Genomic DNA, 11451 nt, shown 5'->3' on the forward strand with positions numbered 1-11451 from the left:
AGTTCACCGCCAAAAACTCCAAAAAAATAAATAACGATGATAAATTTCTATCAAAAAAGAATCCAAGCCGCATTTTAATGACTTGGATTCTTTTTTTATTATTTTTGGCTAGTTATGTCCCAGCCTCCTTTTTTTCTTTATGGATTTTATGATTAAATTGTTGGTATTACTCATTACACGAAAGGATCACGAACTTTTCGGACTGCATAGGTTAAGTATTTCAGGATTAAGAAAGCAACGAAAATCATGCTTACAGTATATTTTTTTCTTTTTTTAGGTTAAGATAGTTTAGTGAAAGCTTATGATTGCAATGTTTATGTTTACATTTACAAACATTTGTTCTAAGATTAATGTATGATAAAGAAAAAGTTTAGCAGGGAATAAAGCAGTGAATGGGTTCAGGTGGAAAGGGGAAAATCAAAATTGGCTAATCAAGCAAATCGATATAGCGATGATTCCATCCAAGTGTTAGAAGGACTAGACGCGGTCAGGAAAAGGCCGGGAATGTATATTGGGAGTACCGATGAAAGAGGTCTCCATCATCTCGTTTTTGAAATCGTTGATAACGCGGTAGATGAAGCGTTGTCTGGTTATGGAAATGAAATCAACGTGACGATACATAAAGATAATAGTATTTCTGTTACAGATAAAGGAAGAGGAATTCCAACGGGGATGCATGCAACGGGGGTTTCAACGGTAGAGGTCATCTTTACTGTCCTTCATGCAGGCGGAAAGTTTGGTCAAGGTGGCTACAAGACGAGCGGTGGACTCCATGGTGTAGGTGCATCTGTTGTGAATGCTCTTTCCGAATGGATGGAAATAACTATTTTCCGGGATGGTTACACCTATTTTCAGCGATTCGAAAATGGCGGTAAACCAGCCGGTACGCTGAAAAAAGGGAAACCAACGAGAAAAACAGGGACAATTATTCATTTTAAACCGGATGAAACAATTTTTACCTCAACCGTATATGATTATGAAACAATCTCTGAAAGACTGCGTGAGTCAGCATTCTTATTAAAAAATCTGCAAATTGAACTGGAAGATAAACGATCGGAGACGAAGGATGTTTTTCAGTATCCGGATGGATTAAAGTCATTCGTCGATTATCTGAATGAAGAGAAGGATGTTCTCCATTCTGTTGCTTTTTTTGAAGGAGAACATAACGGGATTGAAGTGGAATTTGCATTTCAATTTAATGACGGGTACGCAGAAAGCATGCTATCCTTTGTCAACCATGTACGCACGAAAGACGGAGGAACCCATGAATTTGGAGCAAGGAGCGCAATTACAAGAACAATCAATGAATACGCAAGAAGAACTTCTATTTTAAAAGAAAAAGATAAAAATCTAGAGGGAACGGATGTAAGAGAAGGGTTGACTGCAATTGTTTCCGTGCGGATCCCGGAAGATTTGCTGCAGTTTGAAGGACAGACGAAAGCGAAACTCGGTACTCCAGAAGCCCGTTCAGCAGTTGATGCTGTCCTATCGGAACAAATGGCATATTTCCTCGAAGAAAATGCGGACACCTCAAAACTTCTGATCAATAAATCCATTAAAGCGAAAGAAGCGAGAGAAGCTGCACGAAAAGCTCGAGAAGAAGCCCGCTCGGGAAAGAAGCGCAAAAGAAAAGATGCACTTCTAAGCGGGAAATTAACTCCAGCCCAATCCAGAAACCCGAAGAAAAACGAATTATACCTTGTGGAGGGGGACTCTGCAGGCGGATCGGCTAAGCAAGGAAGAGATCGTAAATTCCAAGCAGTTTTACCGTTAAGAGGGAAAGTCATCAATACGGAAAAGGCCAAGCTTGAAGATGTGTTTAAAAATGAAGAAATCGCAACAATCGTCCATACTATTGGTGCTGGAGTCGGCGGTGACTTCGACTTGGAAGATGTCCAGTATGATAAAATCATTATTATGACCGATGCGGATACAGACGGAGCTCATATTCAAGTGCTCCTCTTGACATTTTTCTACCGCTATATGAGAAATCTGATTGAAGCTGGTAAAGTATTTATTGCACTCCCGCCATTATTTAAGATTTCAAAAGGTAAAGGTAAAAACGAGCAAATCATTTATGCGTGGGAAGAAGATGAAATGAAAGATGCGATAGATAAATTTAAAAACGGTTATATCATTCAGCGTTATAAAGGTCTTGGTGAGATGAACGCCGACCAATTATGGGAAACGACGATGAACCCGGAAACACGAACACTAATACGAGTAACAATTGAAGACATTGCCCGTGCCGAAAGAAGAATCACAACCTTAATGGGCGATAAAGTGGAACCACGTCGAAATTGGATTGAATCGAACGTAAAATTTGGCTTGGACGAAGAAACCAATATTATTGAAAATGAAAAAATAAGAAAAGAATAATCATTATTTATTCGTGTTTAGTTAGGAAGCAATGTCTCTAAGAATCCAGGAGGGGGATATTAACGGATGCAACCAGAAAAATTTCTAGATCTATCCCTTGAAGAAGTGATTGGCGACCGCTTCGGAAGGTATAGTAAATATATTATTCAAGATCGGGCCCTGCCAGATGCCCGGGACGGATTAAAGCCAGTTCAAAGAAGAATATTATATGCCATGCATATGGAGAAGAATACATTCGATAAGGGCTTTCGAAAAGCCGCCAAAACCGTTGGAACTGTTATCGGTAACTACCATCCCCACGGGGATACTTCCGTTTATGAGGCGATGGTCCGTTTAAGTCAGGACTGGAAGCTGCAAAAGGAATTAATTGAAATGCACGGAAATAACGGAAGTATTGACGGTGATCCGCCAGCAGCAATGCGTTATACGGAAACAAGATTATCACAGATTGCTTCCGAGCTGCTCCGGGATATCGATAAGGAAACGGTGGATTTTATCTATAACTTTGATGAAACAACACTTGAACCGGTTGTGCTGCCTGCTAAATTCCCTAACCTTTTAGTGAATGGGTCAACAGGAATTTCTGCTGGTTATGCAACAGACATTCCACCCCATAATCTGGAAGAAGTAATTGATGCCGTCATCATGCGAATGGACAAGCCGCAAGCAACCGTTGAGCAGCTGATGAAAGTAATGAGAGGTCCGGACTTTCCGACAGGCGGAATTATTCAAGGTGTTGAAGGAATTAAAAAAGCTTATGAAACGGGCCGCGGAAGAGTGATTGTTCGCGGTAAAACGGAAATTGAAACAATTCGCGGCGGCAGAGAACAAATCGTCATTGATGAAATTCCTTATGAAGTGAATAAAGCAACGATGGTGAAGAAGATTGATGAACTGAGAATCGACCGGAAAGTAGAAGGGATTGCAGAAGTCCGCGATGAATCAGACCGAACCGGCTTGCGTGTAGTCGTTGAATTAAGAAAAGATGCCGATGCTACGGGGATTTTAAATTATTTATATAAAAATACGGATTTACAAGTTTCCTATAACTTCAATATGGTGGCAATTGAAGATAAAACCCCGAAATTGATGTCCTTACAACAGATTTTGGACGCATTTATTAATCACCAAAAAGAAGTCGTTACAAGACAAGTGACATTTGATTTGGATAAAGCGAAAAAAAGAGCTCATATTATTGAAGGTCTTATAAAAGCAATTTCTATCCTTGATGAAGTAATCGCAATAATTCGCTCATCTAAAGATAAAGGAGATGCGAAGAAGAACTTAATGAAAGCATACGACTTCACTGATGCCCAGGCTGAAGCGATCGTTAACTTGCAATTGTATCGACTGACGAACACCGATATTACACAGTTAGAAAAAGAAGCACAGGAATTGGAAAAGAATATCGACTCCTATGAAGCAATTCTAGCAAGTGAAGCGACATTAATGAAAACGATCAAGAAAGATTTAAGGGAAATTAAGAGAAAGTTCAAATCACCGCGACTAACCGTGATTGAAGATGAAATAGAAGAGTTGAAAATAAATATTGAAGTACTAATCCCTAGTGAAGATGTAGTTGTTTCTGTTACGAAGGATGGGTATTTAAAACGTACGAGTTTACGTTCTTATGGTGCTTCGAATAACGATGATTTGACGATGAAGGAATTGGATTATCTTATCGGGCTCTATGAACTGAATACGACAGATCATCTTCTTCTATTTACGAATAAAGGTAGGTTCATTTATTTCCCTGTCCATGAACTTCCAGATATTCGCTGGAAAGATTTGGGCGCCCACATTTCACATTTCTCCAGCCTTGAAGAAGATGAGAAACTTGTACAGGTCGTCCCGGTTCAGGAGTTTTCAGACCAGAAATATTTAATTTTCTTCACGAAAGATGGGATGATTAAACGAACTGCACTCGACAAATATGAAACCCAAAGACAGGGTCGAGCAATGATTGCGATTAATCTGAAGGCAGATGATGAATTGATTGATGTGCAAAAAACAACTGGCTATTCGGATGTTTTCCTGGCATCTAATACAGGCTATGGACTATGGTACCATGAGTCAGAAGTAAATCCGACAGGTCAGCGAACAGCCGGGGTAAAGGCGATGAATTTAAGGGGCGATGAATACGTTGTAAGTGGTCAAATATTTGATGACTTGGCAGACCCATCCTTAGTGCTTGTTACACAACGAGGAGCTGTAAAACGTATGGGACTTACAGAGTTTGAAAAAACAACGCGAGCAAAACGTGGCCTGCACATGTTAAGAGAATTGAAGAGCAAGCCGCATCGCGTCGTTGGGTTCTTTACAGTTAGTGATAATGACAGTATAAACATCCAAACCGCTAATGGAGTCACCCATTCAATCTATCCGCTTGAATTATCCATGAGCGACCGAGTCAGCAACGGCTCCTTTGTCATTGACACTGACCATGACGGCGAAGTAACTGAAGCATGGAAGGAAATTGCCTATGAAAAACCTTTTCAAGCAGGAGATCTGGAAGAACAAGAAAAATAACAATCACCCAAAAGCCTGGAGCAGCCTCCAGGCTTTTTCATATCAAGTATAATGACCCCATTCCTGTATAAAAAGAGCAACCAACGCTTTCATACAGCGTAAGTGATTTGCTCATTCTCTAGACTGGAGTTCTAATCGCCGTTCAGTTGCCCTGTGGACGGATGCGCATCCTTGGGCACTGCTAGAGCTCCTCGGGCTGAGCACTAAGGGGACTCCAGGCTCGTGCTGTTCCCGCAGGAGTCACCGTCCACCGGGCAACTGAACTGGTGAAAATGATTATGATAAATAGAAATTATCCGATCATTACAGCAGTGTGAAGATTGCATTTATAGAATAATAAATAGTGTTCTAAATTAGGCTTTTCCTGGTAGCAGTCCAGACACCTCGAGACTCCTGCGAGAGGATAGGCCTGGCGAGAACCCGCAGCGCGATAGCGCGAGGAGGCTTGCCGGCCGCCCGCGGAAAGCGAGAGGTGTCTGGACTGCGGACCTCCAGTAGAAAGTTTAGGAGTTTGGGACACTTACGCTGTATGAAAGCGATAGTTGTTTTTTTATCATGCATTAACTGTCTTAATACCCCCACTGAATGAAATTTCATTTTATTCTTTCTCATTTTAAAATTATATGATAAAGTATTGTTAACGCTGCCAAAGGAAAGGAGGATGGATTCCAACGGAGTTACGAGAGCGAATCATCGAAGCTTCACTAAAATTATTTGAACAATATGGTTTCCATGGTGTCACAGTCAACCAAATTGTTGATGCTGCCGGCATATCAAAGGGAGGTTTTTATCACCACTTCACTTCAAAGGATGAGCTGTTATTTGTCATCCACGATATTTTCATCACGTATGTACTCGAACGAGCAAGTAAGGCAAACGAACAGAACTTGCCAGCGAAAGAACGTTTGCGACTAATCATCAAAGACTTTGTGAGCGTATTCGATATTTACAAAGCTCATTTAACCGTTTTTTATCAAGAAAGCATCTATCTAAAAACAGAACATGAAGAAATTGTAAGAAAGAAACGGAATGAATTTAAAACGATTATTCAAGATGTAATTGAAGAAGGGGTTATAACTGGAGATTTTCGCAGTGATTTATCCGTTGAAATTACAACAATGGCGATTCTCGGTATGGTGAACTGGACATATAAATGGTATCAGAGAAATGGAGAAAAACGGATTGAGGAAATAGCCGATATATACACTGACTTGATTCTTCATGCAGTTAGTGAGAATGAAAACATACGCATGGGAGAAGGAACTTCCTAAGGGAGTATTTTTTTAATGCGGCACCGACCAACCAGTCGGTCTCACTTTCATTAAATAAAACAAGGGGGAACATGACGGATGAATTTTGAATTGTCAAAGGAACAAGTCATGATCAGGAAAATGGTAAGAGATTTTGCCGAAGAAGTAATTCGACCGAGGGCAATTGAAATTGACACAAAGGCGGAATTCCCTGAGGATATATTTAAGCAGATTGGTGAATTAGGACTGCTCGGTATTCCATTTCCAGAAAAACACGGTGGCTCTGGAGGAGATACGGTTTCTTATGCACTTGCTGTAGAAGAAATCGGCAGGGTTTGTGGCAGTACGGGACTTAGTTATGCGGCAGCAGTTTCACTGGGGGCAAGTCCGCTTTATTACTTTGGCACCGATGAACAGAAAGAGAAATTCTTAAAACCTTTAGCAGAAGGAAAGGCGCTGGGATCTTTTGGACTTACGGAACCGAATGCCGGGTCGGATGCAGGAGGGACAATGACAACAGCGGTGCTGGAGGGCGAAAACTATGTTATAAATGGCGAGAAATGCTTTATAACGAATGCAAGCTTCGCGAAAATTTTAATCGTTACTGCAGTCACCGGTAAGGATGAATCTGGAAAGAAACTTATCTCATCCATCATTGTACCAACAGACACGGAAGGCGTTACCATTACAAGCAATTACGATAAAATGGGTGTCAGAGGATCGGATACTGCTGAAATCGTGCTTGATCAAGTCGTTGTTCCGAAAGAAAATGTGCTTGGTGAAGTAAATAAAGGATTCCAGCAATTCTTATCGACGCTGGATGGAGGAAGAATATCGATTGGAGCACTAGGTGTTGGGATTGCTCAAGGAGCTTTAGACAAAGCACTCGAATATGCAAAAGAAAGAAAGCAGTTCGGTCAGTCCATATCAAAATTCCAAGCGATTCAATTTAAACTGGCGGATATGGCAATGGAAGTTGAGCTTGCACGGACAATGGTTCATAAAGCAGCTTGGCTGAAAGATCAAAATAAGCCATTTGGTAAAGAAGCGGCTTTTGCAAAGTTATTTGCTTCCGAAACTGCAGTACGCACTTCCGATCAGGCCATTCAAATCCATGGTGGCTATGGCTACATGAGAGAATATGAAGTGGAGCGTTATTTACGCGATGCTAAACTATTAGAAATCGGAGAAGGGACTTCTGAGGTTCAACGTCTCGTGATTGCGAGACATCTTGGATGCTAGTTTGTCAAATGATGACAGTAATTTTCTAGAGGGGGCAGCCAATGATTAAGAGAATTTTAATTGCTAATCGAGGGGAGATCGCATCCCGGATTATCCGGACATGTAAACGCCTTGGGATTACTTCCATTGCGGTTTATTCAGAGGCCGACAAAGAAGCGCCATTTGTCAAGGCGTCAGATGAGGCTTATTTGTTAGGAGCTTCTCAAGTGAATGAAAGCTATATGAATATAGATAAAGTTTTTGAAGTCGCCAAAAAATCAGAAGCAGATGCGATTCATCCAGGGTACGGATTTTTTAGTGAAAATGCAGCATTTAGAGAACGCTGTGAAAAAGCAGGCATCTGTTTTATTGGACCAAATAGTGACGTCATTACACAAATGGGGGATAAAGTAAACGCCAGGAATGCAATGATTGCAGCAAATGTACCGGTTGTACCAGGAACAGCGGAAGCAATTACGGACGTGGAACAAGCGGTAGAATTTGCAGCAGAAATAGGTTATCCCATTATGTTAAAAGCTGCTGCAGGTGGTGGCGGAATTGGGATGCAAGTTGTCGGGGAAGAAGAGGAACTAAGGAAGGTATTTACAAGCAATTCCGAACGCGCGTTGAATTTTTTTGGTAACGGTTCCATGTTTTTAGAAAGAAAGATTGAAAATGCGCATCATATTGAAATTCAAATTCTCGCAGATGAACATGGCAATGTCGTCCATCTATTTGACCGGGAATGCTCCATCCAACGCCGTAATCAAAAAGTAATAGAAGAGGCTCCTTCCCCATTCATATCGGAGGAGACGCGGAATAAAATGGGTGAAGCTGCCGTTCAAGCAGCGAAAGCACTTTCCTATTCAAATGCGGGCACAATTGAATTTCTTGTAGATGAAGAAGAGAATTATTATTTTTTGGAAATGAATACAAGGGTTCAAGTTGAGCATCCGGTAACAGAAGAAATTACAGGTATCGACATTATTGAAATGCAAATCCGGGTTGCAAATGGCGAAAAGCTTCCTTTCGAACAACAGGACATAAAGCGGAGCGGGCACGCCATTGAAGCAAGAATTTATGCGGAAGATCCTGTACGCTTTTTCCCTTCACCAGGTAAAATTACAAGCGTGAATTTACCTGAAGGGGAAGGGATTCGGCATGATATCGCCTTCACCGAAAACTATCAAGTAACCCCTTTTTACGATCCGATGATTGGTAAGTTGATTGTAAAAGGGGAGACAAGGGAACAAGCCGTTAATCTATTGGAACAGGCATTGGAAAACTATCAGATTGATGGAATCAAAACGAATCTGCCCATGCTCGCTAAAACGGTCACAATACCCCAATTTCAAAAAGGAACGACAACAACTAGATTTGTAGAAGATTATTATATACCACTAATACAAAATTCATAGGAGGCGTTTTCATGGAAAAAATAGTAGCAAGTATGGCAGGAAATGTATGGAAAATTGTTAAGAACGAAGGGGATGCAGTTAGCTCAGGAGAGGATGTCGTTATCTTGGAATCTATGAAGATGGAGATTCCAATTTCAGCTGAAGGGGACGGTATTGTTAAAGAATTGAAAGTTGCTGAAGGAGACTTTGTTAATGAAGGAGACGAGATTGCAATTATCGAATAGTCAATGAGGAAAGGAGCAGCAATATGATTGAAGTTCATGTAGAAAGTCATGTATCCATCATTACATTAAATAGACCGGAAGCAGCGAACGCAATGTCTACTGCATTGTTGGATGAAATGAATAAAGCACTTGATTCTGTAGACGCAAATTATGATAATTTTTGCACCATTCTTACAGGTAAAGGAGAAAAAGCGTTTTGTGCAGGAGCCGATCTGAAAGAAAGGAAAACGATGACTGACCGGGAAGTTGTTCGAGCCGTTCGATATATTGGGCAAACAGTGAACCGGGTTGAAAGCATGCGTATGCCGGTTATTGCAGCACTCAATGGTGTCGCTTTTGGGGGTGGGCTTGAGCTGGCTCTTGCCTGTGACCTGCGAATTGCTGCAGAACATGCGAAGCTTGGACTTACGGAAACCTCATTAGCAATTATTCCAGGTGCAGGCGGGACCCAGCGTTTATCACGGTTAATCGGCCCAGGGCAAGCCAAGCGTCTTATCTATACCGCCAAGTCGGTTGCCGCCCATGAAGCAAAGAAGCTCGGTATTTTAGAAGAAGTCGTTTCCAGCAGTGAACTGCTTCATGAATCTAAAGCACTTGCGGACACGATTGCAACGAAAGGTCCAGTTGCGCTGGAGCAGGCAAAGCTTGCCATCAATCGCGGACTGGAGACAGATCTCATGACCGGTCTTGAAATCGAGCATCTAGCTTATCAGAAAACGATACCGACACGTGATAGGGAAGAAGGACTGCAAGCATTCAGTGAGAAGCGTAAACCGATCTATAAAGGTGAATAGTTGGGAGAGGATTGAAACATGTCATTTATCGAGGAATTAGAACAACGAGCAGAAACGATCAAACAAGGTGGTAAAGATAAGTACCATGAGGCAAACACGAAAAAAGGAAAATTGTTTGTACGGAAACGTTTAGAGCTTTTATTTGACCGAGATATGGAGATTGAAGACGCCTTTTTCGCTAATTGTATGGCCGGAGATTTACCATCAGATGGTGTTGTGACGGGAATTGGTAAAATTAATGGCCAAAATGTTTGTGTGATGGCTAATGATTCGACTGTAAAGGCTGGTTCATGGGGGAAACGGACGGTAGAGAAGATACTCAGAATCCAAGAAACGGCACTTAAACTTGAAATACCGATTATTTATCTTGTTGATTCAGCTGGTGCAAGAATCACGGATCAAATCGAAATGTTCCCAGGTCGAAGAGGAGCGGGCCGAATTTTCCATAATCAAATAAAATTATCTGGAAGAGTACCACAAATCTGTTTGTTATTCGGTCCATCTGCAGCAGGCGGGGCATATATCCCAGCCTTTTGTGATATCGTCGTCATGGTGGAAGGAAATGCTTCTATGTATCTTGGTTCACCTAGAATGGCAGAGAAAGTCATTGGTGAAAAAGTGACGTTAGAGGAAATGGGCGGAGCGAGAATGCATTGTACCATTTCTGGTGTTGGTGATGTTCTAGTGAAAACAGAAGAGGAAGCAATAACGTATGCAAGGAAATATCTTAACTATTTCCCTGCGAACTTCAGATATAATCCTCCCGTAACTGATCCGCTAGACGTGAAAGCGTCGGAAAAAACAATTGCGGAAATCGTACCCGAAAATCAGAATGCTGCTTTTAATATGCTGGATTTGATTGATCAAGTCATTGATGAAGGCAGTCTGGTTGAAGTGAAGAAAGAATTTGCAAAAGAACTGATTACCGGATTAGCGCGTATTAACGGACGAAGTGTTGGAATTATCGCGAACCAGCCCAGAGTAAAAGGCGGCGTGCTCTTTACTGATTCTGCCGATAAAGCAGCTAAATTCATTCAGCTCTGTAATGCGTTTAATATTCCGCTCCTGTTCTTAACAGACGTCCCTGGATTTATGATTGGAACGAAGGTGGAACGGGAAGGGATTATCAGGCATGGTGCAAAGATGCTCTCCAGCATGAGTGAAGCGACCGTACCGAAGATTTCAGTTATTGTGAGGAAAGCATACGGAGCAGGGCTTTATGCGATGGCAGGGCCTGCTTTTGAGCCTGACAGTGTGATTGCATTCCCTAACGCTCAAATTGCTGTGATGGGTCCTGAAGCAGCGGTAAATGCGGTTCATGCGAATAAAATCGCCCAGCTCTCTGAGGAAGAAAGAAGTGCGTTTATTCAAGAAAAGCAGGACGCCTACAGAGAAGAAATTGATATTTATCGTTTGGCTTCTGAAATGGTTATAGATGATATTATCCACCCGGATCGCTTACGGGAAGAATTGATAAAACGATACGAAATCTACGAAGATAAAAATCTTACATTTACAGAAAGAAAACATGGAGTTTACCCAGTTTAATTTCGAAATAGCGTTGAATAAAGAAACCTTGGCTTGAAATCTAAGTCAAGGTTTTTTCTTGCAAAAAGTGGGACAAATGCTCTGACCC

The 11451-nt window shown here is 41.5% G+C and carries 8 protein-coding genes; all 8 read left to right on the forward strand.

Annotated features, from left to right (window positions below; translation table 11 throughout):
* Window positions 1-423: 423 nt before the first annotated feature.
* The 8 genes from parE to L3V42_RS16515 all read left to right on the forward strand — a co-directional run bounded on the left by parE (window position 424) and on the right by L3V42_RS16515 (window position 11363).
* Window positions 424-2379, forward strand: a complete 1956-nt coding sequence (gene parE, locus L3V42_RS16480) for a DNA topoisomerase IV subunit B (protein ID WP_238472492.1) — start codon at window positions 424-426, stop codon at window positions 2377-2379.
* Between the two features lie 66 nt (window positions 2380-2445).
* Complete coding sequence (gene parC, locus L3V42_RS16485; RefSeq protein WP_238472493.1) at window positions 2446-4908, forward strand: DNA topoisomerase IV subunit A; 2463 nt, start codon at window positions 2446-2448, stop codon at window positions 4906-4908.
* Between the two features lie 692 nt (window positions 4909-5600).
* A complete protein-coding gene (locus tag L3V42_RS16490; RefSeq protein WP_369412912.1) occupies window positions 5601-6179 on the forward strand; it encodes a TetR/AcrR family transcriptional regulator in 579 nt (192 codons plus the stop codon).
* Between the two features lie 78 nt (window positions 6180-6257).
* Complete coding sequence (locus L3V42_RS16495; protein WP_238472494.1) at window positions 6258-7400, forward strand: acyl-CoA dehydrogenase family protein; 1143 nt, start codon at window positions 6258-6260, stop codon at window positions 7398-7400.
* A 41-nt stretch (window positions 7401-7441) separates the two neighbouring features.
* Window positions 7442-8797: an acetyl-CoA carboxylase biotin carboxylase subunit gene (locus tag L3V42_RS16500; protein WP_238472495.1), complete on the forward strand. Its 1356-nt coding sequence runs from the start codon at window positions 7442-7444 to the stop codon at window positions 8795-8797.
* Between the two features lie 11 nt (window positions 8798-8808).
* Window positions 8809-9021 carry an acetyl-CoA carboxylase biotin carboxyl carrier protein subunit gene (locus L3V42_RS16505; protein ID WP_235761468.1) on the forward strand — a complete coding sequence of 71 codons (213 nt, stop codon included), beginning with the start codon at window positions 8809-8811 and terminating at the stop codon, window positions 9019-9021.
* A 23-nt stretch (window positions 9022-9044) separates the two neighbouring features.
* Window positions 9045-9815 carry an enoyl-CoA hydratase gene (locus tag L3V42_RS16510; protein WP_238472496.1) on the forward strand — a complete coding sequence of 257 codons (771 nt, stop codon included), beginning with the start codon at window positions 9045-9047 and terminating at the stop codon, window positions 9813-9815.
* Between the two features lie 18 nt (window positions 9816-9833).
* Window positions 9834-11363, forward strand: coding sequence for an acyl-CoA carboxylase subunit beta (locus L3V42_RS16515; protein WP_235761466.1), 1530 nt, complete (start codon window positions 9834-9836; stop codon window positions 11361-11363).
* Window positions 11364-11451 lie beyond the last annotated feature (88 nt).

It is taken from the genome of Oceanobacillus alkalisoli (genome assembly GCF_022213125.1).
GTDB lineage: Bacteria > Bacillota > Bacilli > Bacillales > Amphibacillaceae > Oceanobacillus > Oceanobacillus alkalisoli.

Excerpts from the sequence above, each read along its gene's own strand:
- L3V42_RS16515 (WP_235761466.1), top strand. The coding sequence starts at position 9,834 with ATGTCATTTATCGAGGAATTAGAACAACGAGCAGAAACGATCAAACAA.
- L3V42_RS16500 (WP_238472495.1), top strand. The coding sequence starts at position 7,442 with ATGATTAAGAGAATTTTAATTGCTAATCGAGGGGAGATCGCATCCCGG.
- L3V42_RS16510 (WP_238472496.1), top strand. The coding sequence starts at position 9,045 with ATGATTGAAGTTCATGTAGAAAGTCATGTATCCATCATTACATTAAAT.
- parC (WP_238472493.1), top strand. The coding sequence starts at position 2,446 with ATGCAACCAGAAAAATTTCTAGATCTATCCCTTGAAGAAGTGATTGGC.
- L3V42_RS16505 (WP_235761468.1), top strand. The coding sequence starts at position 8,809 with ATGGAAAAAATAGTAGCAAGTATGGCAGGAAATGTATGGAAAATTGTT.
- L3V42_RS16495 (WP_238472494.1), top strand. The coding sequence starts at position 6,258 with ATGAATTTTGAATTGTCAAAGGAACAAGTCATGATCAGGAAAATGGTA.